Origin of the sequence: Streptococcus infantis, assembly GCF_047460825.1 — a bacterium.
Classification (GTDB): domain Bacteria; phylum Bacillota; class Bacilli; order Lactobacillales; family Streptococcaceae; genus Streptococcus; species Streptococcus infantis_V.
The window spans coordinates 1-25466 of record NZ_JASHFO010000006.1 but is presented as its reverse complement, the minus strand read 5'-3'; the positions used below and the strand labels follow the sequence as shown (position 1 = coordinate 25466).

At 39.5% G+C, this 25466-nt stretch carries 27 protein-coding genes and 1 other annotated feature; of the genes, 5 read left to right on the top strand and 22 right to left on the bottom strand.

The annotated features are described in order from the left end of the window. Positions 1-4 precede the first annotated feature (4 nt). The 5 genes from QM911_RS02960 to QM911_RS02940 all read right to left on the bottom strand — a co-directional run bounded on the left by QM911_RS02960 (position 5) and on the right by QM911_RS02940 (position 2790). Positions 5-229, bottom strand: coding sequence for a YqgQ family protein (locus tag QM911_RS02960; protein WP_000646475.1), 225 nt, complete (start codon positions 227-229; stop codon positions 5-7). Positions 230-296: 67 nt separating this feature from the next. Further along, a complete protein-coding gene (locus QM911_RS02955) occupies positions 297-758 on the bottom strand; it encodes an ECF transporter S component (RefSeq protein WP_000814958.1) in 462 nt (153 codons plus the stop codon). Beyond that, the gene (locus tag QM911_RS02950; protein WP_414313072.1) at positions 736-1509 is read right to left on the bottom strand and encodes a bifunctional hydroxymethylpyrimidine kinase/phosphomethylpyrimidine kinase; all 774 of its coding nucleotides are present in this window, start codon (positions 1507-1509) and stop codon (positions 736-738) included. Before QM911_RS02950 ends, QM911_RS02955 begins: the two co-directional genes overlap by 23 nt. Continuing rightward, a complete protein-coding gene (gene truA / locus QM911_RS02945) occupies positions 1499-2248 on the bottom strand; it encodes a tRNA pseudouridine(38-40) synthase TruA (protein ID WP_414313071.1) in 750 nt (249 codons plus the stop codon). Before truA ends, QM911_RS02950 begins: the two co-directional genes overlap by 11 nt. 86 nt (positions 2249-2334) lie before the next feature. After that, entirely contained in the window at positions 2335-2790 is a 456-nt protein-coding gene (locus tag QM911_RS02940; RefSeq protein WP_414313105.1) for a GNAT family N-acetyltransferase, read from the bottom strand. Positions 2791-2860: 70 nt separating this feature from the next. On the opposite strand from QM911_RS02940, the gene QM911_RS02935 reads away from it, so the two are divergent. Next, positions 2861-3523, top strand: coding sequence for a prepilin peptidase (locus tag QM911_RS02935; protein WP_414313070.1), 663 nt, complete (start codon positions 2861-2863; stop codon positions 3521-3523). On the opposite strand, the gene trpA is transcribed toward QM911_RS02935, so the two are convergent. The 14 genes from trpA to QM911_RS02865 form a co-directional block, all read right to left on the bottom strand. Continuing rightward, positions 3492-4274 carry a tryptophan synthase subunit alpha gene (gene trpA, locus QM911_RS02930; protein ID WP_414313069.1) on the bottom strand — a complete coding sequence of 261 codons (783 nt, stop codon included), beginning with the start codon at positions 4272-4274 and terminating at the stop codon, positions 3492-3494. The two genes, QM911_RS02935 and trpA, sit on opposite strands and share 32 nt — an antisense overlap. Continuing rightward, positions 4267-5490, bottom strand: coding sequence for a tryptophan synthase subunit beta (trpB, locus tag QM911_RS02925; RefSeq protein ID WP_070677728.1), 1224 nt, complete (start codon positions 5488-5490; stop codon positions 4267-4269). The genes trpA and trpB (QM911_RS02925) overlap by 8 nt, the downstream gene beginning before the upstream one ends. Further along, positions 5468-6067 carry a phosphoribosylanthranilate isomerase gene (locus QM911_RS02920; RefSeq protein WP_414313068.1) on the bottom strand — a complete coding sequence of 200 codons (600 nt, stop codon included), beginning with the start codon at positions 6065-6067 and terminating at the stop codon, positions 5468-5470. Before QM911_RS02920 ends, trpB (QM911_RS02925) begins: the two co-directional genes overlap by 23 nt. Then, positions 6054-6821 carry an indole-3-glycerol phosphate synthase TrpC gene (gene trpC, locus QM911_RS02915; RefSeq protein WP_414313067.1) on the bottom strand — a complete coding sequence of 256 codons (768 nt, stop codon included), beginning with the start codon at positions 6819-6821 and terminating at the stop codon, positions 6054-6056. The genes QM911_RS02920 and trpC overlap by 14 nt, the downstream gene beginning before the upstream one ends. After that, positions 6818-7822 carry an anthranilate phosphoribosyltransferase gene (trpD, locus tag QM911_RS02910; RefSeq protein ID WP_006146009.1) on the bottom strand — a complete coding sequence of 335 codons (1005 nt, stop codon included), beginning with the start codon at positions 7820-7822 and terminating at the stop codon, positions 6818-6820. The genes trpC and trpD overlap by 4 nt, the downstream gene beginning before the upstream one ends. A gap of 10 nt (positions 7823-7832) precedes the next feature. Then, a complete protein-coding gene (locus tag QM911_RS02905) occupies positions 7833-8399 on the bottom strand; it encodes an aminodeoxychorismate/anthranilate synthase component II (RefSeq protein ID WP_414313066.1) in 567 nt (188 codons plus the stop codon). Beyond that, positions 8396-9757, bottom strand: coding sequence for an anthranilate synthase component I (gene trpE / locus QM911_RS02900; protein ID WP_414313065.1), 1362 nt, complete (start codon positions 9755-9757; stop codon positions 8396-8398). The genes QM911_RS02905 and trpE overlap by 4 nt, the downstream gene beginning before the upstream one ends. A 293-nt stretch (positions 9758-10050) precedes the next feature. Next, the gene (gene trpB, locus QM911_RS02895; RefSeq protein WP_414313064.1) at positions 10051-11229 is read right to left on the bottom strand and encodes a tryptophan synthase subunit beta; all 1179 of its coding nucleotides are present in this window, start codon (positions 11227-11229) and stop codon (positions 10051-10053) included. Between the two features lie 161 nt (positions 11230-11390). Continuing rightward, positions 11391-11621: a binding site (T-box leader), on the bottom strand. A gap of 60 nt (positions 11622-11681) precedes the next feature. Then, a complete protein-coding gene (locus QM911_RS02890) occupies positions 11682-12908 on the bottom strand; it encodes a DegT/DnrJ/EryC1/StrS family aminotransferase (RefSeq protein ID WP_414313063.1) in 1227 nt (408 codons plus the stop codon). A gap of 39 nt (positions 12909-12947) precedes the next feature. Further along, a complete protein-coding gene (locus QM911_RS02885) occupies positions 12948-13640 on the bottom strand; it encodes a sugar transferase (protein ID WP_414313062.1) in 693 nt (230 codons plus the stop codon). A gap of 105 nt (positions 13641-13745) precedes the next feature. Then, the gene (locus QM911_RS02880; RefSeq protein ID WP_414313061.1) at positions 13746-15488 is read right to left on the bottom strand and encodes an ABC transporter ATP-binding protein; all 1743 of its coding nucleotides are present in this window, start codon (positions 15486-15488) and stop codon (positions 13746-13748) included. Further along, on the bottom strand, positions 15478-17223 hold the full coding sequence (locus QM911_RS02875) for an ABC transporter ATP-binding protein (protein ID WP_414313060.1): 1746 nt from the start codon (positions 17221-17223) through the stop codon (positions 15478-15480). Before QM911_RS02875 ends, QM911_RS02880 begins: the two co-directional genes overlap by 11 nt. A gap of 54 nt (positions 17224-17277) precedes the next feature. Further along, complete coding sequence (locus QM911_RS02870) at positions 17278-17913, bottom strand: DUF421 domain-containing protein (protein WP_414313059.1); 636 nt, start codon at positions 17911-17913, stop codon at positions 17278-17280. Then, on the bottom strand, positions 17910-18365 hold the full coding sequence (locus QM911_RS02865) for a DUF3290 family protein (RefSeq protein ID WP_414313058.1): 456 nt from the start codon (positions 18363-18365) through the stop codon (positions 17910-17912). Before QM911_RS02865 ends, QM911_RS02870 begins: the two co-directional genes overlap by 4 nt. Positions 18366-18497: 132 nt before the next feature. On the opposite strand from QM911_RS02865, the gene QM911_RS02860 reads away from it, so the two are divergent. Together QM911_RS02860 and QM911_RS02855 are read left to right on the top strand one after the other, a co-directional pair. Continuing rightward, positions 18498-19325: an exodeoxyribonuclease III gene (locus QM911_RS02860; RefSeq protein ID WP_414313057.1), complete on the top strand. Its 828-nt coding sequence runs from the start codon at positions 18498-18500 to the stop codon at positions 19323-19325. A gap of 11 nt (positions 19326-19336) precedes the next feature. Next, positions 19337-19723: a bleomycin resistance protein gene (locus QM911_RS02855; protein WP_414313056.1), complete on the top strand. Its 387-nt coding sequence runs from the start codon at positions 19337-19339 to the stop codon at positions 19721-19723. A 242-nt stretch (positions 19724-19965) separates the two neighbouring features. On the opposite strand, the gene QM911_RS02850 is transcribed toward QM911_RS02855, so the two are convergent. From QM911_RS02850 to QM911_RS02840, 3 genes are read right to left on the bottom strand one after another with little or no spacing between them, the layout of a single operon-like run. Next, positions 19966-21003, bottom strand: a complete 1038-nt coding sequence (locus QM911_RS02850) for a DGQHR domain-containing protein (protein ID WP_414313055.1) — start codon at positions 21001-21003, stop codon at positions 19966-19968. A 1-nt stretch (position 21004) separates the two neighbouring features. Continuing rightward, entirely contained in the window at positions 21005-22153 is a 1149-nt protein-coding gene (locus QM911_RS02845; protein WP_414313054.1) for a hypothetical protein, read from the bottom strand. Further along, complete coding sequence (locus QM911_RS02840) at positions 22140-23423, bottom strand: DNA cytosine methyltransferase (protein WP_414313053.1); 1284 nt, start codon at positions 23421-23423, stop codon at positions 22140-22142. Before QM911_RS02840 ends, QM911_RS02845 begins: the two co-directional genes overlap by 14 nt. A 114-nt stretch (positions 23424-23537) precedes the next feature. Here QM911_RS02840 and QM911_RS02835 point away from each other — a divergent pair, with 114 nt between their 5' ends. Next, the gene (locus tag QM911_RS02835) at positions 23538-25028 is read left to right on the top strand and encodes a Sau3AI family type II restriction endonuclease (protein WP_414313052.1); all 1491 of its coding nucleotides are present in this window, start codon (positions 23538-23540) and stop codon (positions 25026-25028) included. A gap of 239 nt (positions 25029-25267) precedes the next feature. Continuing rightward, a partial coding sequence (locus tag QM911_RS02830) for a transposase (RefSeq protein ID WP_414313051.1) occupies positions 25268-25466 on the top strand: 199 nt, incomplete at its 3' end.

The following is a 25466-nucleotide window of genomic DNA, read 5'->3' as shown; positions in this document are numbered from 1 at the left end:
TTACTTAATCTCCATTTTTTTCTAAATAGTCTAATTCTAGTTTGTGCTCTCTGCGAAGAACAGCCTCCGCTTCAAGATAATCCAGCTTGTCCATCAAGCCTGCATCATAGATTCGAGATAGCTCGATCTTCATCAGTTCAATGTCATAGAGACGTTTCCCCATATAGACAATAATGCCAAACTGTTTGAGAAATTGTTGCACATCGTAGAGTGTTTTCATAGCTTTCATTTTAGCAAATAATCAGAGTTTTTTCAATAGTTCCCTAATAGTTCGGGGTAGGTTTCCTTTTTCACTATTATCTGAATTTCTTTACACTATGACAAAGAAGAAATCCTAAAGTCATTCCAACGATATTTTGCATGAGATTTGGAATAATTTCTGGAATAGCTGCACCCCAACCATTCATCCAAGCTGATGCCAAGGCATAACCAGCTACCATGAATAAAGTCGCTAAGACTAAGCCTAGCCATTGCCATTTCCCTTTAAAGCCTGCGAAATAACCTTGGAAACCATGGTTAATTAAGCTAAAAATCATCCACTGAGGGTAGCCTGAAATGAGGTCAATAAGAAATCCTGCTAAACCTCCAACAACGGCCCCTTCACGACTGCCAAAGTAAAAGGCTGTGAAGAAGACTCCAACGTCCAAAAGTGTTAGAAATCCAGTTGGTGTCGGGATTTTTATAAAATACCCCAATACGACAGAACTAGCTGCCAAGATGGATACTAGGGCAATTTTAGTTGTTTTGGTTTGCTTCATACTGTCTCACTCCATATTGATCTGCTTGTGCAATGGCACGGTAAACAAAGGCTTTGGAAGTTTCAATTGCTGGTAATAGTTCCTCTCCCTTGACTAACTGACTAGCAATACTTGATGCAAAGGTACATCCTGCACCAGCATTTTGTCCTTGAATGACTGGATTTTCAAGAATGGTAAAATTCTCTCCATCATAAAAGACATCCACAGCCTTATCCTGACTGAGGCGATTTCCACCCTTGATAATCACTGCTGGTGCACCCAAGTCATGTAATTTCTGCGCTGCAGCCTTCATGTCTTCCAGACTTTCAATCTTTTGGTCTGCAAGCAACTCTGCCTCAGGAAGATTCGGAGTAATCACTGATACATAAGGGAAAAAGCGAATCAACTCTTGACAGAGCTCGCTGACTGCAACGTCGTGCGTTTCCTTACAAACCAATACAGGGTCTAAGACTACAGGAACTCCTGATCGTTCCTTAATGAAATTCAAAGCTTTCTCAGCAACACCAACAGTCGGTAAAAGACCAATTTTAATAGATGCAAAATCTACACTCTTGAGACTATCTAACTGTTGTTGGAAAATAATTTCATCTGTCGTAAAGACTTCAAAACCATTTTCAGTCAGAGCAGTTAGACAAGTCATGGCTACAAAACCATGCAAACCATTTAAAGTATAGGTGGCAAGGTCAGCCGCTAAGCCACCCCCGCTAAAAATATCATTTCCTGACAGTGCTAAAATACGATTATTCTTCATAACGAATCTCCTTCAAATACAAACCATTAGGCGCTGCAGTTGGGCCTGCCAACTGTCTGTCTTTTTTCTCCAAGATAAGGTCAATTTGTTCAATCGGCATCCGATTGTTACCAATTTTAAGCAGAGTTCCGACCATATTTCGAATCTGCTTATAGAGGAAACCATTGCCAGAGAAAGTAAAGGTCAAAAACTGTCCTGTTTCATCAACTCTAAGGCTAGCTTCCGTGATCGTCCGAACCTTATCCTCCACGCTAGTCCCTGATGCTGTAAAACCAGTAAAGTCATGTGTTCCCTCCAGTTTTTTTACAGCAAGCTGCATCCGCTCCACATCTAGTGGATAGGGATAATGAGTCGCATAATGACGACGCATAGGATTTTTAGGACGTCCTCTATCTACGATAAACTCGTAGGTCTTGCTATGCTTGGCATAGCGGCAATGAAAATCGGCAGCCACTATCTCAATCGAAATCACATCGATATCTTCAGGACTTTGGGTATCAAGAGCAAAGCGAAGTTTCTCCTCATCCATCTGATAGGGAAGATCAAAGTGGATGACCTGACCTAATGCATGAACACCACTATCCGTTCGCCCAGCGCCATGAATGGTAATAGCTTGTCCCTTATTTAATTTTGTTAAAGTTTTTTCAATTTCCTCTTGGACACTACGCGCGTGAGGTTGCCGTTGAAAACCAGCAAAAGCGTAGCCATCATAAGAAATTATAGCTTTATATCTAGTCATGTATCTATTTTATCAAGAAAATTTCTCTGCAACAAGTTTGAGAATTAAAAATTGTAAGGGGACAGTTCCTCGAAGTTATTTATGTTCTATCTGACCTTTTTCATGATGTATTTTCGTATAGGTACTTCAACCATTTGAACGATTTCAAATCCCTCTTTTTGGTAAAGATTATAAGCTGTTTGATTTGCCTCGTAGACATTTAGAGAAATAGTATCTATGTCTTCATTTTCAAAGGCCAAACTAACAAATTTCCTTAAAGCCTGGCTACCTAACCCCTGCCCCTGTTTCTGGGGATTGATAAAAAATCTCCCGATATGAAGATTCCTGTCTTCTAGCCTGATTTTCTGGATGATGCCTACAAACTCTTGTCCTTCAAAAATGGAAAAATTTCCTTCCAGCTTTTGTAAGGATTGAGCAATTAAGGGATAATAAATTTTTGGACCCATCCATTGTTTCTGAAAACTTTCTCCCAAAGCATTAGACCACTGGCTAATGAGTCGGGCATTTTCTAACTGAAGTCCTTTTTCAAAGTGAATTTTCATATTTGTTCCTAAAACTTCTCCTATATCCAACTATTATACTCTTTCTCTTATTTTTTCCGAATAAATAAGTATGATTCATCTTTACTTTTTTCTTGTTGGAACGATTCTTGCTTCCTTTCTAGGCTTAGTCATCGATCGCTTCCCTGAACAATCCATCGTCTTTCCTGCTAGTCACTGTGATTCTTGTCAGACTCGTTTGAGACCACTGGATTTGATTCCAATTGTCTCTCAAGTAGTCCATCGCTTTCGCTGTCGCTATTGCAAGGTACGATATCCTTTCTGGTATGCTTTCTTTGAGTTGTGCTTGGGATTGCTCTTTTTAACTTTTTCTTTGGGATTTCTAACTTTAGGTCAAGTCATTTTGATCACCACTGGCTTGACTTTAGGCATCTACGACATCCGCCATCAAGAATATCCCTTGCTAGTCTGGCTGACTTTCCACCTAGTTCTCATGGCTTGCTGTAATTGGAATCTGGCCATGGCTTTCTTCTTGATTCTTGGAATCATTGCTCATTTCATCGATATTCGCATAGGAGCAGGTGATTTTCTCTTTCTAGCCTCTTGTGCACTCGTCTTTACACTTACAGAAATTCTGATTCTCATCCAATTTGCTTCCACAACTGGCATTCTAGCCTTTCTCCTACTAAAGAAAAAGGAAAGACTTCCTTTTGTGCCCTTCCTCTTGCTTGCTGCTTGTGTGATTATTTTTGGTAAGCTACTGCTTCTCGGATAAAGTCAGCGATTTCTGCTACTTGTCCTTCATGCAGAGCCTTAACAATCTTGGAACCGACGATAACACCGTCTGATACAGCATTGAAGCGTTCCACATCAGCCTGAGTGGATACACCAAATCCTGTCAAAACTGGAATGTCAGCCACTTGGTGAAGTTGAGCCAAGTGCTTATCCAAATCATCTCGGTAATTTCCTGATTTCCCTGTTACCCCATTGATAGCAACGGCATAGACAAATCCTTCTGCCCCTTCAATGAGTTCCTTTTGACGGTCAATTCCTGTCGTCAAGCTGACTAGAGGAATCAAAGCAATGTCTGTACCTGCCAAAAAAGGCTCTACAAAGTTGGCATGTTCATGAGGGAGGTCTGGAATAATCAAGCCCTTGACTGCTGTATCAGCAAGATCTTTAACCAATTTCTCCACACCGTACTGAAAGAGGGGGTTAAAGTAGGTCATGATGACAAGCGGAATTTCTGTTTCAATGGTTTTCAAGGTTTCAACCAAAGCCTGGGTAGAGGTTCCGCGAGCTAGACTGCGCAAACCAGCTTCTTCGATAACAGGACCATCTGCAACCGGATCCGAGAAGGGAACTCCCACCTCAATGGCAGACACACCCAGATCTTCTAAGAAGTGAATTGTTTCACCGAGACCATTCAAACCTTTTTCGTGGTCTCCAGCCATGATATAGGGAACAAAAATTCCCTTTCCAGTTGTTTTGATAGCGTTCAATTTTTCTGTTAGTGTCTTAGGCATGAGCTTCTCCCTTCTTTGCTGCGTCTGCTTCCAAACGGTCTTTGACTTGAACTACATCCTTGTCCCCGCGACCTGATAGACAGACAATCATAGACTTGTCTGGACCAAGTTCTTTGGCTAATTTCACCGCAAAGGCGATAGCGTGACTAGACTCCAAAGCTGGGATAATCCCTTCCACACGAGACAAGAGTTGGAATCCTTCCAAGGCTTCCTCATCTGTCACAGGAACATAGGTCGCGCGCTTGATATCGTGGTAATGAGAATGTTCTGGACCGATACCTGGGTAGTCTAAACCTGCTGAGATAGAGAAGGCTTCTAAAATTTGACCATGAGCATCTTGGAGCACATCCATGAGCGAACCGTGGAGAACTCCTGGTCTACCCTTGGTCAAGGTTGCTGCATGATGCTCTGTATCCACACCTAGTCCTGCTGCTTCAGCTCCATACATAGCCACTGACTCATCTTCCACAAATGGATGGAAGAGACCGATAGCATTAGAACCTCCACCAACACAGGCTACTAGGGCATCTGGCAAATCTTGCCCTGTCAAGTCACGGTACTGTTGTTTAGCTTCGCGTCCGATGACACTTTGGAAGTCACGAACAATTTCTGGGAAAGGGTGGGGGCCTAAGGCAGAACCAAGGATATAATGAGTGTCATCGATATTGGCTACCCAAGAACGAAGGGCTGCATTGACTGCATCCTTGAGCACTCGAGAACCATCTGTCACAGCTTCTACCTTGGCACCCAAAAGTTCCATACGAAAGACATTAAGGGCTTGGCGTTTGACATCTTCCTCACCCATATAGATGGTACATTCCATGTTAAAGAGGGCCGCAGCAGTTGCAGTTGCCACACCATGTTGACCGGCACCTGTTTCAGCAATAATTTTCTTTTTGCCCATGCGTTTAGCCAGAAGAACTTGTCCCAAGGCATTGTTAATCTTGTGGGCACCTGTATGGTTGAGGTCTTCACGTTTGAGGTAAATCTTGGCTCCGCCGATATGCTGGGTCAAGTTTTTTGCGTAGTAAAGGGGAGTTTCACGTCCTACATACTGGCGCAAAAGTTGGTTTAACTCTTCTTGGAAACTTGGATCTGCCTGACTTTCACGATAAGCCTCTTCCAATTCCAATACTGCTGTCATCAATGTTTCTGGGACAAAACGTCCACCGAATTTCCCGTAAAATCCATCTTTATTTGGTTCTTGATATGCCATGTTTTACCCTCTCTATAAATCTTCTAATCTTTTCATGATCTTTTTGTCCGTTTGATTCTACTCCACTTGATACATCTACTGCATAGGGAGTAAAGTGTTGAATTGCTTCTTCTACATTATCCTCATTGAGCCCGCCTGCGATGAAGAAAGGCTGAGATAGTTCTGTCGTATCCAGTTGACCCCAGTCAAAGGTTTGACCACTCCCTGCCACAGGTGCATCAAAGAGGAGATAATCTGCCCGAGAATTGGGTACATGACCATCTCCATCCACCTGAACAGCCTGAATGCTGGCACAAGGTAAATTCTCAAACAAATCATCCGCCACCTGACCATGAATTTGAACTAAGTCCAAACCAATCTTTTCAATCGCTTCTAGTAGTTCTTCCCGACTTGGTGAAACAAATACCCCAACTTTTTTTACATTTGTAGGAATAATCTCAGCCAGTTCTATTGCTTGTTCCAAGGTCACCTGTCTTTTGCTAGGAGCGAAGACAAAACCGATGTAGTCTGCTCCAGCCGACACAGCTACCTCTACTGCTCCTTTGGTCGATAGTCCACAAATCTTAACCTTTGTCAATCTGCAACTCCTTGATTCTCTGGGCGACATCTTCTGCTTGCATGAGAGCTGTTCCTACCAAAATTCCATTAAAGTAGGGTGCGACTCGGTTCGCATCTGCTTCTGTAAAAATAGCAGATTCAGAAATGTAGAAGCAATCGTCCTTGAAGTATTTGGCCAAGTCTACACTTGTCTGCAAGTCAACTTCAAAGGTGGTCAAATTGCGATTGTTGACACCGATAATTTGAGCGCCAAGACGGTGGGCAACTTCTAGCTCTGCTAGATTATGAGTTTCCACCAAAACTTCTAGACCTAGCTCTGTCGCATAGTCATACAGTTCCTTGAGGCGTTCTTCTGACAAAGCCGCTACGATGAGCAAGATAACTGTCGCACCTGCATTGCGAGCACGGATGATTTGCTTTTCATCGATAATAAAATCCTTGTTCAGCGTTGGAATCTGTACTTGACTGGAAATCTCACGAAGATAATCCAAATGACCTTTGAAGAAAACTTCATCTGTCAGAACAGAAATCATAACAGCGCCGTTAGCCTCGTAAGTCTTGGCCTGTTGAACAATATCCACATCCAGATTGATATCACCCATACTTGGACTAGCCTTCTTGACCTCTGCAATGATTTGCAAACGGTCCTGATGGTTTTTCAAATATTCAGCTAAGCGATAACTTGCTCGCAGGGGACGAAGTTCCTCTCGTTCCATCGTTTCAACTTCACGCGCCTTTTGCTCTAGGATACGTGACAAAAATTCCTGACTCATCTTTGGTACTCCTGTAATAGTCTAAGTTTTTCAAGAGCCTTACCACTGGCAATCACTTGACGTGCCAATTCAACTCCGTCCTTGATACTGTCTGCTTTACCATTGGCATAAAAACCAAGGCCAGCATTTAAGACTGTTGTTTCCAAGAATGGACTTGGTTCGTTATTAAGAACGCTGACAAGGATGGCTGCATTCTCATGAGCATTACCACCACGAATGTCCTCAATAGCAATGCGTTCCATTCCCAAATCTTCAGGAGTAAAGGTTGACAAAGTGATTTCTCCATTTTCAAGAAGGGCAATGCTGGTAGTTCCATTCAAACCAGCTTCATCCAATCCTTCTGGACCAGCTACTACGATAGCACGTTTGCGACCCATGTTTTTCAAAACCTGAGCAGTACTTTCCAGAAGTTCAGGACGACTGATTCCTAGAAGCTGTGTTTCCAAGACCATTGGGTGAATGAGTGGACCTGTCAAATTCATGATAGTTGGAATTCCCAACTCCAAACGAGCTGGCATAATGTATTTCATGGCTGGGTGCATGTTTTTTGCAAAGAGAAAGACGATTCCTGTTTGATCAAATACCTTACCCAATTGTGCTGGCTTGAGGTCAATATTGATCCCCAAAGCTTGCAAGACATCTGCTGAACCAGATTTAGAAGAGATAGAACGATTTCCATGTTTAGCCATGTGAATTCCACCACCTGCCAAGACAAAGGCTGCAGTTGTAGAGATGTTAAAGCTAAATGACTTATCTCCACCTGTACCACAGTTATCCATAGCATCTTGAATATTTGTTGGAATGTGTTGAGCATGTCCTCTCATGACTTGAGCGAGGGCTGTTCTTTCTTCAGGTGTTTCTCCCTTCATCTTAAGGGCTAAAAGTAGTGAAGCAATTTGTGCTTCTGTCACTCGCCCTGTCACGATGCGTTCGATCACATCTGTCATTTCAACACTTGATAGATCTTCAAAGTTCGCTAATTTTTCAATAATTTCTTTCATTTTGTGTTCCTCACTTTACAACTTTCTCGACAAAATTCTGAATAGAAGATAGGCCATCTGGCGTTCCAATACTTTCTGGATGATACTGAAAACCATAAATCGGAAGAGTTTTGTGTTGAATACCCATAATGGCTTGGTCATCTGTCGAACGAGCTGTCACTTCAAACTCTTCTGGCATCTCTTCGATTAAAATACTGTGGTAACGCATGACTGGACGATTGTCCTCAATCCCTTGATAGAGAACGGATGGAGTCTCAAACCGAATCTGGCTTTGTTTACCGTGCATAACTTTAGGAGCCAATCCCAACTTACCACCAAAGACTTCTGCAATGGCTTGGTGCCCCAAACAAATACCTAGAATAGGTTTCTTACCTGCAAAATCACGAATCATTTCTTCCATTTTCCCAGCATCAGCTGGCCAACCTGGACCAGGAGAAAAGACCAGTCCATCTGCCTTTGTAGCTTCTTCATAAAGGTTTGAATCATCATTTCTCAAAACCTGAACTTCTGCGAAATTCCCGATATATTGAGCCAGGTTATAGGTAAATGAATCATAATTATCAATCAATAAGATCATAGTCTTAGTTCTCCTATTCTTGTCATAGATTTAGCTTTGTTAATCGTTTCTTGGTATTCGTTCTGAGCGATGGAATCATAAACAATTCCTGCACCAGCCTGTACGTAGGCTGTTTTATTTTTAAGAATCATGGTTCGAATTGCAATGGCGAAATCCATATCTCCAGTTGCTGATAGGTAACCGATAGCTCCTGCATATACGCCTCGCTTCTCTGTTTCTAGTTCATAGATGCGTTTCATGGCCCGAATCTTTGGTGCTCCCGATACTGTTCCTGCCGGAAGAGTCGCCTTCAAGGCATCCATTGCAGTTAATTCTGGTGATAAACGTCCTTTAACCACGCTGGTCAAATGCATGACATAGCGGAAAAGTTCGACTTCCATATACTTAGTTACTTGGACACTGGCTGTTTCAGCAATTCTACCGATATCATTTCGTCCCAAGTCCACCAACATTCGGTGTTCTGCCGTTTCCTTTTCATCAGAAAGTAGATCATTTGCTAAAGTCGCATCTTCCTCGTCATTGGCACCTCTAGGTCGCGTACCTGCAATTGGATTGGTTGTCACGACACCATTCTTGACGGAAACCAAGCTCTCAGGACTGGCACCGATGATTTGATAATCTCCAAAATCATAGAAATAGAGGTAATTTGATGGATTAGTCACGCGGAGATTTCTGTAAAAGTCAAAAGGATTTCCAGTTACTTCTGCGGAGAAGCGCTGACTGAGCACGCATTGGAACATATCTCCGTTACGAATCAAGTCGCGAGCTGTTTCCACCATTTCCTCAAACTTCTGAGGAGCGATATGGGGTTTGAAGTCAAGTGGTGATAAATCCAAATCTTCAAATTCATTTGGAGCAGGGATTTTCAACTCTTCTAAAACCTGATCTAAAGCCACTTCTAGTTCTTCATTACTACGTTCACTGTAGAGAGCATCCTCGATGACATGGATTTTTTCCTTCTTGTGGTCAAAGACCATATAGCTCTCATAGACAAAGAAATGCATGTCTGGCGTCCCAATGGTATCCTCAGGGATTTGACCAATTTCTTCATAGAGCGAAATCATATCGTAACCAACAAAGCCAATAGCTCCACCACCAAAAGGTAGGTCTGAATGGTGCTGGCTCTTATGAGTAACCTCATAGAGGAAATCCAAAGGATCACGATCAATCTCTTGTCCATTTTGATAAAGGACTCCATTTTCGAACTTAATTTCAAAAACTGGGTTATAGGCTAAGATAGAAAAACGAGCATTTTCCTTTTCTCTTGGGATACTTTCAAGTATGACCTTGTGTTGTCCGTTCAAACGCATATAAGCCAAGATTGGTGATAAAACATCTCCATGAATGATTCGTTCCATTGTAATTTCCCTTTCAGTTCTTCTTAAATTCCGTGTTGATTCTACAAAAAATCCCCACGCAAAATAACTTGCGTGAGGACGAAATTCGTGGTGCCACCTCAATTATAGGATTTCTCCTATCTCTCATTCCTGTCTCAGAACCTTCCTGTAACAGGTTGTGCGATAAAGGGCACTCCCTTGAGAATCATGTTTTCTTCTCTCATTTCAGACGGACCCAACCTTACAGCTTTCTCTGCTTGTTTTCAGCAACCACAAGCTCTCTGTGAGAGAAATCTCTGTATCTTTTCCATCTTTTATTTTTTAGCTTCAAGGTAGTCTGCAATAGCAGCTACGTCCTTGTCTCCACGACCAGAGACATTGATGATGATAATCTCATCTTTACTTAGTTTTGGTGCTCGTTTGACTGCTTCAGCGATAGCATGGGAGCTTTCAATAGCTGGGATAATTCCTTCAGTCTTGCTAAGTAAAAGCAAGGCTTGGACAGCTTCTTCATCAGTCGCTGCAACATATTCTACACGACCAGAGTCTTTAAAGAAGGCGTGTTCTGGTCCAACCCCTGGATAGTCTAAACCAGCAGAGATAGAGTAAACAGGTGCAACATTTCCATCTTCACCAAAGACTGCATAGGTTTTCATTCCATCGACAATTCCTACACTACCCTTGGTCATTGTTGCCGCGTGTTTGTCGGTATCTAAACCGTGACCAGCAGCTTCTACCCCAACCAATTTAACTTCTTCATCAGCTACATACTGCGAGAAGGCACCGATGGCATTAGAACCACCACCCACACAGGCAATGACGTAGTCTGGCAAACGTCCTTCTTTTTCCAAGATCTGACGTCGAGACTCTTCACTAATCACTTTTTGGAATTCATGAACAATCGTTGGATAAGGGTGAGGTCCTACAGCTGAACCTAAAACGTAGAAAGCATCAAGGTCATTCATCCATGCTCCAAAGGCTGCATCTACCGCATCTTTGAGGGTACGAGTACCTGTTTCAACTGCGTGAACAGTTGCTCCCATCATCTCCATACGGAAGACATTGAGGCGTTGACGTTCCACATCTTCTGCCCCCATGTAGACATCACATGTCATACCAAATTTAGCCGCAGCTGCAGCTGTTGCAACACCATGCTGACCAGCTCCTGTCTCTGCAATCACACGTTTTTTCCCCATACGTTTAGCAAGAAGGATCTGTCCAAGGACATTGTTAAGTTTGTGTGAACCAAGGTGGTTAAGATCTTCACGTTTGAGATAAATCTTAGCCCCACCTAGATAATCCGTCAAACTTTCTGCAAAATAGAGCGGAGTCTCACGGCCTGAATAATCTTTTAAGTAATGACGATATTCTGCCAAAAACTCTGGATCGTCCTTGTATTTATCAAAAGTCACTTCCAACTCATCTAATAAAGCCTGAATTGGTTCTGGTACAAAACTACCACCAAATTGTCCAAAATATCCTTTTGTTGTCATAAAATTTTCCTCCTTCTGTATGAATCCGGTTTTTTATTTGCTTTTAGTAGTAGGCAAGGAGCTGTAGATAGAACTCAAGTTCATCAAAGCGACTTAACGCCCTAATAAAAGATAAATAAAATGACGGATAGAAAAAAGCCCACACACGGAATTTACTTCCATGTGAGGGCGTTCGTAACGCGGTACCACCTCATTTGTAAAGAGAATATCCCCTTTACATCTCTGCCTTGTCTAACAACAAGTTGCACTGTAAGGTGTGCCTACCGAATTTTCATTGTTTCAAATTCACTTTTAAAATCAGCCCAATTTCACTAGTTCCAACCACCTGTTCACAGTAACCACAGGCTCCCTGAAGATTAAAAATAATTACTTTTCTGATTTGTTGAGTTAATTATATGTTATTGTTTTTTCTTTGTCAACCGTTTTCACTAATTTTTTACTAATTTTTTTAATTATTTTTCTGAAGCACCTAGAACTTCTTCAGAAACTCTGACAAAAGTTTCGATGATATAATCTACTTCTTCATCCGTTAATTTCGTGTGAAGTGGTAGTGTAATTTCATTTACAAAGAAAGCATAAGCTCGTGGATAATCAGCCATGTCAAATCCTAGATTCTTATAGGCTGTCAAAAGAGGAAGCGGTTTGTAGTGAACATTACTTGCAATTCCTGCCTTGGCCAATTCTTGGATAATTTGATTACGTTGCTCGAGACTTGCTCCTTCTACATGGGTGATGTAGAGGTGACGACAAGATTCTACTGTATCTGTCTCATGAGCCAATGGATGGATTCGAGTCCCTGCAAATCCACGGTCATAGCGATCTACGATGTCCTTACGACGTTGTAGCAAAGCAGGATAACGGTCCAACTGAACCAGACCAAGCGAAGCCATGATATCTGTCATGTTGCACTTGTAGGCAGGTGTTACGATATCGTATTCCCATGAACCCAGTTGCATCTTGGCAAGAGCATCTTTTGTTTGACCATGAAGGGAAAGAATCTGGAATTCCTTGTACATTTCTTCATCATCAATAGCTGGATTAGCTTTCCAGGTCGCACTTCCCCCTTCAGCAGTTGTAAAATTCTTAACTGCGTGGAAAGAGAATGATGTAAAGTCTGCAATGGAACCAGCTGGTTGTCCTTTATAGGTTGAACCCAAAGCGTGGGCACTATCAGAGACAATCACAATACGGTTAAAGGCCTTTTGCCACTTGCTAGCCGCTGTAAAGAGGTCACGTTTCTTCTCAACAACTTGGAATAAACGGTCATAGTCACAGATAATCCCTGCAAGTTCAACTGGAATAATAACCTTTGTCTTCTCAGTAATAGCTTGTTCAAGCTTGTCATAGTCCATTTCAAAGGTATCAGCTTGGATATCAACCATAACTGGTGTCGCACCTACGTGAGTGATAACACTACATGATGCTGTATAAGTCATAGCTGGAACGATAACTTCATCACCAGGTCCTACTTCAAGCACGCGCAAAATCAATTCAAGAGCTGCTGTTGCAGAGTTGAGGCAGACTGTCTTAGGTGTCTGAGTATAGAGAGATAAACGTCGTTCCAATTCTTTTGTCTTAGGACCTGTTGTAATCCAACCAGAACGAAGGGTATCAGCTACTTCAGCAATTTCAGCTTCGGTAATATCGGGTGGTGAAAATGGAATATTATACTTTGTCATTGATTTACTCCTTTTACTGTATTCACTCTTGTGACTACTTTATTTTAAAACTTCAACTACAGTCTGGAACATGATCTTGATATCTCCGAAGAAATTAAAATCACGTAGGTAGGCTAGGTTAAAGTGCATTTTCTCTGGAAGGACTCTTTCCACATAAGCCTGGTCAACGGACATACCTTTTGCAGTCATTTGACTGATAATGGCATCCTCGTCCTTATAGTTAATGCTGGCAAGCGATGTAATCCCTGCTGGCAAGAGCAAGGTAGCCATCATTTCTGGGCTGTACTGCTCTGTGTAGCGTGGTACTTCTGGACGAGTTCCCACAAAGGACATCTCTCCTTTGAGAACATTGACCAATTGTGGAAGTTCATCCAAACGAACACGGCGAATGAAATTTCCAACCTTGGTGATGCGGCTGTCATTGGCAGAAGTTACTAGACTTCCTTTCTTGTCCGCATCGGTCACCATGGTCCGGAATTTCCAAATCTTGAAATGTCGGTTGTACTGGGTTACCCGGACTTGCTTGTAAATGACTGGACCCTTGCTATCTAGCTTAATCCAAATGCTTAGAATCAGAAATACGGGTGAAGTCAAGACTAACAAGACCAAGGCTAGAAACAAATCTAGACAACGCTTGAGAATCAGTGAACCTTTTCTTCTAGAGACGAGCTGGTAGTATGGTTTTACCTCGCTCAATTGCATCTCCTGAGGTAGTTCATCCCATTTCAGCATGCACATTCTCCTCTATTTTTTAATATGTAATCTTTAAACATTCTACATTATACCACAAAATGAAAGAGGCAGTGCAAGAAATCTGTATTTTAAAGGAATTCTTCTCTAAGAAAGAGCCCCTGCCTGTAAACTATACATCTTGTGATAGGTTCCTCCTAAGGCCAAAAGTTCCTCGTGTGTGCCGCTCTCGATGATTCGTCCCTTATCTAGGACATAGATACAGTTAGCATCCTGAATGGTAGAAAGACGATGGGCAATGGCAATGGTCGTCCGGCCCTGTCTCATCTTGGCTAGAGAATTTTGGACCAGAGCTTCTGTTTCAGAATCAATATTAGCTGTCGCTTCATCCAAAATCAGTATTTTCGGTTGACTGGCAACAGTTCTAGCAAAAGCAAGCAGCTGACGTTGCCCGGTTGAGAAACTCGAACCACGCTCAGACACAGGGGCATCATAGCCCAAAGGAAGATCCTGAATAAATGAATCTGCATCGACAAATTCTGCCGCAGCCTTGACTTGGTCATCGCTGATATCTTGGTACATAGCGATATTGGACTTGATGGTTCCATGATAGAGGAAAGGTTCCTGTAGGACCAGACCGATATTTTTTCTCAACTCCTCTTGACTATACTTACGAATATCCACACCATCAAGTAAAACCCGACCAGACTGGAATTCATAAAAGCGCATAAGAACATTGATGATAGAGGATTTCCCAGAGCCAGTATGCCCGACAAAGGCGATAGTTTCACCTTTATTGACGGTAAAGGAAATATCATCGAGAATCTGGTGTTTTCCGTCATAAGAGAAGGACACATGTTCAAAACGGATATTTCCTTCTCTAATCTCCGCTTGTCCATTTTCTTGGACCGGTTCATAGTTGGTCTCATCGATAAGTGCAAAGACACGACCTGCTGACACCATGGATGTCTGAAGGGTAGAAAAGTTTTGCGTTACCTCGATGAGGGGATCAAAGAGACGATTGATGTACTGGATAAAGGCATACATGGTACCTGCCGTTATGCCTAGATAGAGACCACGATAGCCGAAGTAAGCCATCAAAACCGCATAACCCAACAACTTCAACAAACTCATAGCCGGACGTAAAAAGAGGGAGTCCAAGGCTACTGAACGATTAGCATAGACCAGGTGTTCCTGATTTATCTCATCAAACTCTTCTTGTAGGCGTTTTTCTTGATTAAAGGCTTGAATAATGCGAATCCCTTCGATATTTTCTGCCAGCTTACTGTTGATATCTGACAAGAGACTTCTGGTTTTTTCAATGACCTTGACCGATTTTTTTCGGTAGAGATTGACCAAAAGGAAAATCAAAGGTAGAAAGAGCAAGACTAAAACTGTCAGACGATAATCCAAAATAAGCATGGTATAAAGGGTTGTCACAAAGATAAAGACTGCCGAGATAAAGCTGGATAAGATCCCTGAGAACATATCACTAATAGTCTCAGTGTCATTGGTCAAACGTGAAACGATAGAACCTGCAGGCGTTTTATCAAAGTAAGACATGCCTAGCTTCTCCATATTGGCAAAGGCATCACGTCGGATATCTCTAACGATGCTGTAGGACACGCGCGCAAAAAGGAGATTCCCCACATATTGGACAATGGTTTGAAGAATGTAAAGCCCATAGTAAACTAGCAGAACTGTAACGGCAAGCTGATTGAGATTGTTTAGATACTGGTCGATAAAGTGGGAAGCTACTAGGGGAATTACGCTTTTAATAACAGTCGTCGCAAGGAGAAAAGCAAGTGCTAAAAAGGTTAGGAGACTATAGGGCTTGAGATAAGACAACAAACGCTTCAATACAGCCCATTGTTCTTGTTTATTCCGCATCTTCTTCTCCTTTCATTTCTAACTGTTGAGACTGGTAGGTTTGGGCATACCAACCATCCAAGGCGAGTAAGTCTTCATGAGTGCCTCGTTCAATGATGCGACCATTTTGCATAACCAAGATCAAATCAGCATGAACAACTGCACTAAGACGATGGGCAGTGATGATGGTCGTTTTATCTTTGCGAGTTTCCTTGAGATTATCGATGATTGCGAACTCTGTCTTAGCATCCACAGCTGACAAGGAATCATCTAAAATCAAGATATCAGGATTTAAAATCATAGCCCGACTCATAGCCAGACGTTGCTTTTGTCCACCAGATAGACTAACACCTTTTTCCCCGATAACTGTATCAAATCCCTCAGGCATGGCTTGAATGTCTTGATAGACTTGAGCCAACTGAGTCGCTTCTTCTACTGCTGAGAAAGGTAGGTCGGGATTTCCAAAGCGAATATTATCTATGATAGAACTGGCAAAAAGAAATTGGTCCTGTGGAACGTATCCCATCAAACTACGTAAGTCAGCTAGTCGATAGGCACGAATATCGTGACCATTTAGATAAATGGCTCCTTGATCAACGTCATACTCACGTAGGAGCAACTTAATCAAAGCTGTTTTTCCTGAACCAGTCTGCCCAACCAAGCCTAGAGTTTGCCCTTTTTCAAGACTAAAATGTATATCTCTCAGCGTCTCCTCGTCTTCAAAGGCAAAACTATCAATAGCATAGTCCAAGCGCCCATTTTCAATCCCATCAAGTGGAGACTCCGGATCGTTCACAGGTGACTCTTTGGACAAGAGACTTTCGATACGTTGGTAGGAAACTTTTCCTCTTTGAGTAATATTAAAGAGGAAACCAATCGCCATCAAGGGCCAGACCAACATATCCAAGTAAGAAATAAAGGTGACCAGATTACCAACGGTTACTTGTCCCGCTTGCACCATAAAGGCACCAACTAAGAGAGTTAAGGCATAAGAAGAACCAACAAAGAGCAAAACCATCGGGTCAAAGAGACTATCATATTTCATGGTTTGCAGATTCTTTTGGAAGGTCAAATCATTGACTTCCTGGAAAGATGCCAATTCATCAGACTGATAGCCAAAGGACTTGGTTACCTTGATACCCGATACAGACTCTTGAACCTTATTATTAAGTTCAGAAAAGGCTGCTTGTGATTCTCCGAAAGCCTTATGGGTCTTTCTCCCCAGACGACTAGTCCCATAGGCCATAAACGGCAAAGGTAGAATGGCAACCAAGGTCATCTGCCATGAGATGCTAAAGAGCATAGTCAATAAAGTCACCAAGGCTGTGATAGAAGCATCCACTGCAGACATGACACCCCCACCTGCTAGACGAGTCAGAGCATTGATATCATTGGTTGCGTGAGCCATCAAATCCCCAGTCCGATAACTCTGATAAAAAGCGGGAGACATTTTTGTAAAGTGCTCAAATAGTCTTGAACGCATGATTTGTCCAAGTCGGTAGGAGGTCCCTAGTATATACATGCGCCAAACGTAACGCAGATAATACATCCCGAAAGCTGCCAGCAGGAGATAAAAGAGATGAAGCAGGAGCTCATCTTGTGTTAATCGTCCCGAAGTGATGGCATCGATCACGCGCCCCATGACCATAGGTGGGATGAGATTTAGTACAGAAACCAAAACCAAAGCTACAATTCCAACTAGGTAACGGCGTTTTTCTAATTTAAAAAACCACCAGAGTTTTTGGATGATGGACATAAAATTCCTTTCTAATGACAAATGGAAACCTGAGGCATGAACCCCAGGTTTTTCTTATTCATAGGTGACGACACTTAGTTGACCCTTGTCATACTCAGCGATAAAGATATTGGCCACATTATCATACCCTTGCTTATTCAGATGATCTATGAGCCATTCTTCCGTTAAGCTGAGAGTATCGAGGACATCCGACTGAATGACACCATCTGTGATGACAGGAAACTTAGGATTTTCATCTCCATTTTGTACTACAATCAGCTGACCGTTTTGTTCTCGTACAGCACGCTTGACTTCTTTAAGCTGGAAGATACCTTGGCTACGAAGTTTAAGGGCTACGTCAGAAGCTGATAAGCCAACAGATCGACAGGCTTCTGGATCGATTTCCCCATTTTTGATGAGTAAAGTTGGTTTCCCGTCAATCATTTGTTTTACAAAGCCAACGTTATTCGTAAGCCACTTGAGAAGCAAAACTAAAATCGTCCACATAATCAAGATCTCTGCATACTGAAGGATGGTAATAGAGCTACTATAGATAACCCCACCGATGATTCCCCCAAGAACATAGTTTTGGATTTGGTCAATTGCTGAGTTGGGCGCTAGATTTCCCTTCCCTGTCACATTGATAACAAAGACAAGAGATACAAGACCTAAAGCCAGTTTAATAAGAATTTCGATATAGTTAAATGTCATTTGTTTGCCTCCACTAATTCAATGTCACTTGTTTGATACAAGTCAAGTTTTTCCAAGAGATATTTATCCGGCTCACTGCCACTTAAGGCACGGTAGAATTTGTCTCCTACCTTGAGAAGGGTACCATCTGTCGTTGCAGAAGTATTGACGTAGACCTCTGATTTATCCACCCCTAAATCCTCAGAAACAACTTCTATAAAGTGAAGTGAAGTTTGAAATTGGTTGTTGGAAGCTTGATTTGACTGATATGTAGATATAATCCCGAGAATGACAGCCAGTAAAGCCAAAGACGAGATCATCACCAACTCGCGAAACTTGGTTCCTCGATGGTCGCGGTAAGCCTTAAAAGCAAAAAATCCAGTGATGGCAAGCAAGAATACTCCAAAGCCAATCATGACACTATTTTGTTGGCCAATCTGGCTCAAGACATATTCATATGAGTAAAATTTCATTTATTTTCAATCCTTTACATAAATCATTCTTTATTATAAAGGAATGACCTTGATTTTTCAAACTATACGCTGGGGAAATACTTCTTTTTCTGGTATAATATTGTCTATAATCTGAATGAAAAGGTACACACTATGAAACTGATCTCATGGAACATTGATTCCCTCAATGCAGCGTTGACGAGTGATTCTGCGCGTGCGAAATTGTCTCAAGACGTTCTCCAAGCTTTGGTAGCCGAAGACGCTGATATCATCGCTATCCAAGAAACCAAGCTTTCAGCTAAAGGTCCTACTAAAAAACACCTTGAGGTACTGGAAGAACTCTTCCCAGGCTACGAAAACACCTGGCGTTCCTCTCAAGAGCCCGCCCGTAAAGGCTATGCTGGAACCATGTTCCTCTATAAGAAAGAACTAACTCCAATCATCAGCTTCCCAGAAATTGGCGCACCTTCAACTATGGACTTGGAAGGTCGCATCATTACTCTTGAATTTGATAAATTTTTCGTGACTCAAGTCTACACACCAAATGCAGGTGATGGACTCAAACGCTTGGAAGAACGTCAAGTCTGGGACGTCAAATATGCGGAATACTTGGCTGAGTTAGACAAGAAAAAACCAGTTCTTGCTACAGGTGACTACAACGTTGCCCACAAGGAAATTGACCTTGCCAACCCAGCAAGCAACCGTCGTTCACCAGGTTTCACAGACGAAGAACGTGAAGGATTTACAAACCTTTTAGCCAAAGGATTTACAGATACCTTCCGCCATATCCATGGCGATGTTCCAGAACGCTACACTTGGTGGGCCCAACGCAGCAAAACTTCAAAAATCAACAACACAGGCTGGAGAATCGACTACTGGCTCACAAGTAACCGTGTAGCAGACAAAGTTACCAAGTCAGATATGATAGATTCAGGCGCTCGCCAAGACCATACACCGATTGTCTTGGAGATTGAATTATAAGGATTTTCTTTATGGACTACAATGCAGTTATTCCCGAGTTTATGGTATCAAATATAGAACAGTCTCGTTCCTTCTACTGTGATTTACTAGGTTTTACTATCGAATACGAGCGACCAGAAGAAAACTTCCTCTTCTTATCGCTTGAAGATTGCCAACTAATGCTAGAGGAGGGAACAAAGGATGAATTAGTTGAACTGACCTACCCCTTTGGTCGTGGAGTCAACATCTCCTTCGGCATAGAGGATGTCCCTCGACTCTATCAGAAAGTAATAGAGTCTAACTATCCTATTCATCGTCCTTTGACCAAAAGAGAATTTCGTGTTGGTGAACAATATATCTATCCTCATGAATTTGCAGTTTTAGACCCAGATGGCTATTTTTTAAGATTTAGTGAATAGAATAATAAAGCACTAGAGTAAAAAAAGAGGCTGAACAAAAAGACTTTTAAATTAGAAAAAACGCATAATATCAGCTGTTGAAAAACCTTGATAATATGCGTTTTATTGTGGGAAGATTTACTTACTTCATTTTTCTTAAAATTGAGTTTAGCTCAGTTTTTTGTTATTTTCATGAATAAAATTGTATAAATTAAAACTGTTGTTATATTGAGTTATAAATTGGTATCTCAAAAATACTCACTTTAACTATCTAAACTATCTATCAAAATTTTAGAAATAATAGTATGGCCAGCTCCAGAAGAATAACTTGAGTATAAGCCATTTGGAAGCCAGTAGTCAGACGAAGAATTTATTTTTTTAATTGCAATTCTGATTTCTGTTAACAAATTTAGTTTATCATTTGTTTCAAGAGGATTATTTTGTAAATAATTGTATATAAATTTAATAATTGCGCTTGATCCTATAGTCCCTTGAATAATACTATTGTCCCCTTCTTTTAGAAATAGCTGTGGCCATTTATTCTTGAAAGAAACCCAAATAGTATTGATAATCTCAAAGCAAAATTCTATGTATTCATTTAATTTTGCAAGATTATTTATATCAATAAAATTATTATTTTTTAAATAATTAACAATTGGCATATAAGCTCTGACAAACGAGTTTAGAGAAATTAACTTCCCTGTTGCCCTCGGTGTGCCTTCCCAAGCAATATTATTATAAAAACATGAATCTTTAGAACTATCCATTTTACGAGCAGTCTCTACTAAAATATATTGTTTTATTGCCGAAACTTGACTCTCTTTTAATTCAGAGTGTAATGTCTTAGCTATAAGTGCTAAGGAGGTATCAACTTTTTTTGAGGTCTTGTTAATAGTTATAAATGTCTCAACCTCTAACTTTAAAGTTGGTTTTATTAAAGTAATAATATTAAGTTCAAAATCCTTAATTTTATTATATAATTCACTATTTTTATTTTTGATGTTTTTAAATGCTTGGACTCTATGTTGACCATCAACTATATATAAAGTCCCTATTTCCTCATCTCGTAAAGAACAAATGATAGGACTCGGAAAAAGGAAATTACCTTTTGCAAATTCTTCAGTGATGTAATTTTCTATTTTTAAAACATGTTTCTCATTAATTTCTCTCTGATAACCTGTGAAATTGCTAGAATTGAAAACATCAACTTTTGTTACTGTAATCAAATCATCAATAGTAATATTTTTTGATTCAATTCCATCGAATTCTGTATGGACTTGATTAATTTTATTCTCTATCATTTTATTTTATCCTTTTTATTTTAAATCCTTTTGTCTCTAACAATGTTAATAGTAAACGCGTATGGTCTTTATGATCGTCTTCCTCTTCATCATCAACATCAAAACCTTCGTTTTCTGTTTCTTCTTCCAAATTTAAACCAGAATTTTCTATAATAGAAAAAATTATGAGATCTAAGAATTCAGTATCTGTGATGCTGTTAAAACAAAAATCAAAAATTTTTTTAATTGTTATTATTTCGTCTGGGAGAAGTAAAACTGAAATTAGTTCTCTCAACTGTTGGTAGAACTGATTTGAATGTAAATTTGTAAAAGAATAGTCTATTTTTAATTCTATACTTTTTTTAGTCATCAACTGAGATAATAACTCTTCTAAATCAGAAATATTTATATGAATAAACACATTAAAGAAAATTGAATAAAAATAGTGAGAGTTTAGAGGTTCTACCAAGTTTGCTTGTTCAAGATAAATCGTAAGTAATTGTTTTAATAAATCCTCTTTTTTGTATATTTCTTTTTTTAATAGATATAGTTGTCTATCGCAACTAGTTAGAGTGTTCCAGATTTCCTCAACATTTTTCTTTTTTTCTTTAATACGAAAATCAAAATTATTCGGTTTATAAATTGAACCATGTTCAACTTCACCCCATAAATTATGAATAGATGATTTAATTTGTATTTCAAATCCAAATTCTAGTTCCGGATCATCTACAGATTTAATAAGTCCCTGGAACTTCATTATCGGGTGACCATTTGCTTGTTGATTATGTGGATTTAATTGATCGGCTGGAATTTCAATATTTTGCTTTTTGTTTAAAAACTCGATTAACTTCTTAGCTAGTTGCTCCTCTTCATTAAAAAATAATGTATTAATTCTATAGCCAATAAAATCTGGTAAATTTCTACTAAGAGTTTTCTTATTTTTTTCATCCTCCCCTATAATATAATCCCACTTATTTAAATAATCATTTCTGACTAGTTTTTCCACAAAGCTAACATTTGATTTAATCCTATTTTGTTTCCCTGTAATTCCTTTAGTAATATTAATAGATATAAACTCTTCAAGGTATTCGTTTAAACATTTATTAGATTGGCTGACAGAATCAGAGAGCATATCAAATATATTTAACCAGTCCTCTTTACTCGCTCCCATACTTTTCCTCCCATTTTTTAATATAAATTCCAATTTTTTTAACAATCTCAGTAACCAAGGCATTTCCCATAAAAAACATTCTCATTTTATCAGAAACGTCAACAATAGATCCGTCAGCTAATTTCTTTTTAGCTGTCCAATTATCTGGGAAATCTTGAAGGCGTTCTGCTTCAACTGGAGTTATTAGACGGTATTTGCCATTAACTTTAAGAAAATGAGTAGAACGATTAACAGTACCTTCCGAAGTTAACATAGTACGACCAGGTAAATTTAAATCGTCATAAGGAGCCATTCTTCCTTCAGAATAGATATAAGTATGACCGTCGGCAGAAGTACGTTCTATTCGTTTTGGTCCTCTTAGAAATTGGAATTTTTCCAATTTTGCTGGGTCTGTAATAAAATATTTCTCAGATACTTCCTCTTCATCCTGAAGAATTTCACCTAGTGTAATTGGTCTTCCGTTAAAGTTAGGTTCTGTATCAATAGAGTAGTATTTTCCATACCTCATAATACCTGTGTTCCAAACAGTACCTGTAAAATTATCAGATACCTCTACGATATCATCTCCAAATTCATGAAAAACATGTCTATTTTTAACTGGAATGTTTTTTATTGGAAATTGAGTCGCAAATAAACCTGTTTGAAATAAATACTCATCATATTTATGTTCTTCAGCTACTGATTCATTATTTTCGTATTGTCCATCAACTGATTTCGCAAATTTAGTATCATTACGATAAACGAAAAAGAAAACACGACGACGTCTTTGGCTTCGTCCGTAATCAGCCGCATTGATAACTCTCCATTCAACTGAATATCCCAAATTATTGAAGGCTGTTAGCATGATTGCGAAGTCTCTTCCTCGTTGTTTAGAAGGAGCTTTTAGCAATCTATCGACATTTTCGAGGATAAGATATTTAGGTTTAATGTTTTCAGTAGCACGAATGATTTCCCAAAAGAGAACTCCTTTTTTCCCTTCGATGCCTTTTTCATTTTTTTTGCTTCTAGCGACAGAATAATCTTGACAAGGAAAACCACCTACAATCATATCTGCATCCATTTTTGAAAAATCTTCATCGCTAATTTCAGAGATACTAATATTGATATTCTCACTGTTAGGGAAATGATAGTCATAGACCTCAAATGCATCTTGAGATTTACGAGACGGTTCCCACTGGTTTGCCCACTTTGTTTCAAAGAACTTTTTATCAGCTTTTTCTAATCCTATTCGGAATCCCCCGACCCCAGCAAATAGTTCGAGAACTTTCATCTTTTCTCCTTAATTTTTCAGTTTAGTCCATTATATACTATTTTTAAAAATTGATCAAGTAATAATGTTTGCTGTATATTTAATTTGATATAATATAGAGAGTAGGAGAAAAGAATGGAACAAAATTTATTTAACTATAATGATGAAGATATTGACAGTGTTATAAATTACTCTCACCAACTTTTGAATAGAAAATTTGCTGATGTTATGGAAGAGTATAATCAATCTCTCTATAAAACATACGAGGACTATCAAAATCAAGAAGTTAATGAGTATGAGAAAAAAGAGATTAAACCATCATCAAAGGGGAAGTATGCGAACTATATAGAACGATATTATTATGGATATCAGCCTAATAGTAATGCAGCAGCCGATTTTGAAAAAATTGGTGTAGAGCTTAAGGTGACTCCATTTAAAATTAATAAAAATGGAACTATCTCTGCAAAAGAAAGGCTGGTCTTAACGATTATCAATTATTTTGAAGAGAATTTGGATGATTTCTATCAATCACACCTGTGGAAAAAATGTTCAAAAATACTTTTACTGTTTTATAATGGTTTGATTCCTGAAAACACAGTTTTTGATTATATGATTGAAAAAGTTTTCCTTTTTGAATGGTTTGAGGAAGATATGAATGTTATCTTAGATGATTATGCTCGAATCACACAGAAAATTAAAGAGGGACGAGCGCACGAATTATCTGAATCGGATGGTAACTATTTATCGACTTGTACAAAAGGAGCCGGTAAGGAAAAAGACTGGAGAAACCAACCTTTTAGTGATGAATTAGCCAAGCAAAGAGCTTGGGAATTGAAACCTAGTTACATGACTTATCTGATTAATCATAAAATATTTAATCAATCAGATCAAGAAAGTGTTTTGGCTACTGCAAAAGGAACGAAAAAAACATTTACCCAGCTTATTGAAGAAAAAATTTTGAAGTATGAAGGATGGAAGACAGAGGACTTATATAATGCGTTCGATGTTCCTCGTCGCTCAAAATCTAGAAATAATTTACTGATTCGTAAAATGATTGGTATTACTGGTGATTTAGAAAATACCCAGGAATTCCAGAAAGCCAATATGAATCTTAGAGTTATTATTGTGAATAAAGAGGGACTTCCCAGCCAAGACTCGCCGTTTAAAGTTTATAATTTTATAGAATTAGCAAAAAATGATAACTGGGAAGAATCTCATGTTTTCCAAGAAGTTTGTGACAAACGCTATATGTTTGTTGTATTTAAAGAAGGAGAAAAAGGAGAATATGTTTTAAGTCAAGTGAAGTTTTGGGGATTTCCTGAACGTTTAGTCGATGAAGCCAAACGTGTCTGGAATGAAACACGTACCATAATTAATGAAGGGGTACAGTTAACTCAGACAAAAAAAGGTGTTTCGACAAACTTTCCTCAAAGCAAAGTGAATAAGTTCTTGTTCACCAAAATTCATGCATCAAACTCTTATTATGAGATTGAAAAAAATGTTTTTGTAGGAAAAGGAAAACTCTCAGATACGAATCCTCTTCCTGATGGAAGACGAATCACCAAGCATTCTTTCTGGATTCCTAAAAAGTTTCTGAAAGATATTTTGAATGGTAAGTGGGATTAAGTTATTTGAAATATAGTGGATTGAAATAATATATGAACAAAGAGATTAGGAAAGTCAAATTAATTTCTAAAAACGTTTTAGAATCCTTAGCGTACTATTCTAGATTCAATCAACTATAATAAAAAGAGGCTTGAGCCTCTTTCAGATTGAAGACAAAGTCCTTAGAACCCAAGTTTCTAAGGGCTTTTCTTTTTGTAAAGTCGTATAATAGAGGTAAGAAAAGTTGTGAGGTGTTCCCTATGTTTCACAAAGAAAAACCTGATTATAACCGTAAGCAATATGGTTTCTATACAATAGACGAATTGGTCCCAAAAGATCACTTTCTTCGACAAGTAGATTCAAAGGTTGATTTTGACTTTATCTATGACTTGGTAGAAGATACCTATAGTCCAGATAATGGTCGTCCTAGTCTTGATCCCGTCATGCTAGTCAAAATTC

Excerpts from the sequence above, each read along its gene's own strand:
- QM911_RS02960 (WP_000646475.1), bottom strand. The coding sequence starts at position 229 with ATGAAAGCTATGAAAACACTCTACGATGTGCAACAATTTCTCAAACAG.
- QM911_RS02955 (WP_000814958.1), bottom strand. The coding sequence starts at position 758 with ATGAAGCAAACCAAAACAACTAAAATTGCCCTAGTATCCATCTTGGCA.
- QM911_RS02950 (WP_414313072.1), bottom strand. The coding sequence starts at position 1,509 with ATGAAGAATAATCGTATTTTAGCACTGTCAGGAAATGATATTTTTAGC.
- truA (WP_414313071.1), bottom strand. The coding sequence starts at position 2,248 with ATGACTAGATATAAAGCTATAATTTCTTATGATGGCTACGCTTTTGCT.
- QM911_RS02940 (WP_414313105.1), bottom strand. The coding sequence starts at position 2,790 with ATGAAAATTCACTTTGAAAAAGGACTTCAGTTAGAAAATGCCCGACTC.
- QM911_RS02935 (WP_414313070.1), top strand. The coding sequence starts at position 2,861 with ATGATTCATCTTTACTTTTTTCTTGTTGGAACGATTCTTGCTTCCTTT.
- trpA (WP_414313069.1), bottom strand. The coding sequence starts at position 4,274 with ATGCCTAAGACACTAACAGAAAAATTGAACGCTATCAAAACAACTGGA.
- trpB (WP_070677728.1), bottom strand. The coding sequence starts at position 5,490 with ATGGCATATCAAGAACCAAATAAAGATGGATTTTACGGGAAATTCGGT.
- trpC (WP_414313067.1), bottom strand. The coding sequence starts at position 6,821 with ATGAGTCAGGAATTTTTGTCACGTATCCTAGAGCAAAAGGCGCGTGAA.
- trpD (WP_006146009.1), bottom strand. The coding sequence starts at position 7,822 with ATGAAAGAAATTATTGAAAAATTAGCGAACTTTGAAGATCTATCAAGT.
- QM911_RS02905 (WP_414313066.1), bottom strand. The coding sequence starts at position 8,399 with ATGATCTTATTGATTGATAATTATGATTCATTTACCTATAACCTGGCT.
- trpE (WP_414313065.1), bottom strand. The coding sequence starts at position 9,757 with ATGGAACGAATCATTCATGGAGATGTTTTATCACCAATCTTGGCTTAT.
- trpB (WP_414313064.1), bottom strand. The coding sequence starts at position 11,229 with ATGACAACAAAAGGATATTTTGGACAATTTGGTGGTAGTTTTGTACCA.
- QM911_RS02890 (WP_414313063.1), bottom strand. The coding sequence starts at position 12,908 with ATGACAAAGTATAATATTCCATTTTCACCACCCGATATTACCGAAGCT.
- QM911_RS02885 (WP_414313062.1), bottom strand. The coding sequence starts at position 13,640 with ATGCTGAAATGGGATGAACTACCTCAGGAGATGCAATTGAGCGAGGTA.
- QM911_RS02880 (WP_414313061.1), bottom strand. The coding sequence starts at position 15,488 with ATGCGGAATAAACAAGAACAATGGGCTGTATTGAAGCGTTTGTTGTCT.
- QM911_RS02875 (WP_414313060.1), bottom strand. The coding sequence starts at position 17,223 with ATGTCCATCATCCAAAAACTCTGGTGGTTTTTTAAATTAGAAAAACGC.
- QM911_RS02870 (WP_414313059.1), bottom strand. The coding sequence starts at position 17,913 with ATGACATTTAACTATATCGAAATTCTTATTAAACTGGCTTTAGGTCTT.
- QM911_RS02865 (WP_414313058.1), bottom strand. The coding sequence starts at position 18,365 with ATGAAATTTTACTCATATGAATATGTCTTGAGCCAGATTGGCCAACAA.
- QM911_RS02860 (WP_414313057.1), top strand. The coding sequence starts at position 18,498 with ATGAAACTGATCTCATGGAACATTGATTCCCTCAATGCAGCGTTGACG.
- QM911_RS02855 (WP_414313056.1), top strand. The coding sequence starts at position 19,337 with ATGGACTACAATGCAGTTATTCCCGAGTTTATGGTATCAAATATAGAA.
- QM911_RS02850 (WP_414313055.1), bottom strand. The coding sequence starts at position 21,003 with ATGATAGAGAATAAAATTAATCAAGTCCATACAGAATTCGATGGAATT.
- QM911_RS02845 (WP_414313054.1), bottom strand. The coding sequence starts at position 22,153 with ATGGGAGCGAGTAAAGAGGACTGGTTAAATATATTTGATATGCTCTCT.
- QM911_RS02840 (WP_414313053.1), bottom strand. The coding sequence starts at position 23,423 with ATGAAAGTTCTCGAACTATTTGCTGGGGTCGGGGGATTCCGAATAGGA.
- QM911_RS02835 (WP_414313052.1), top strand. The coding sequence starts at position 23,538 with ATGGAACAAAATTTATTTAACTATAATGATGAAGATATTGACAGTGTT.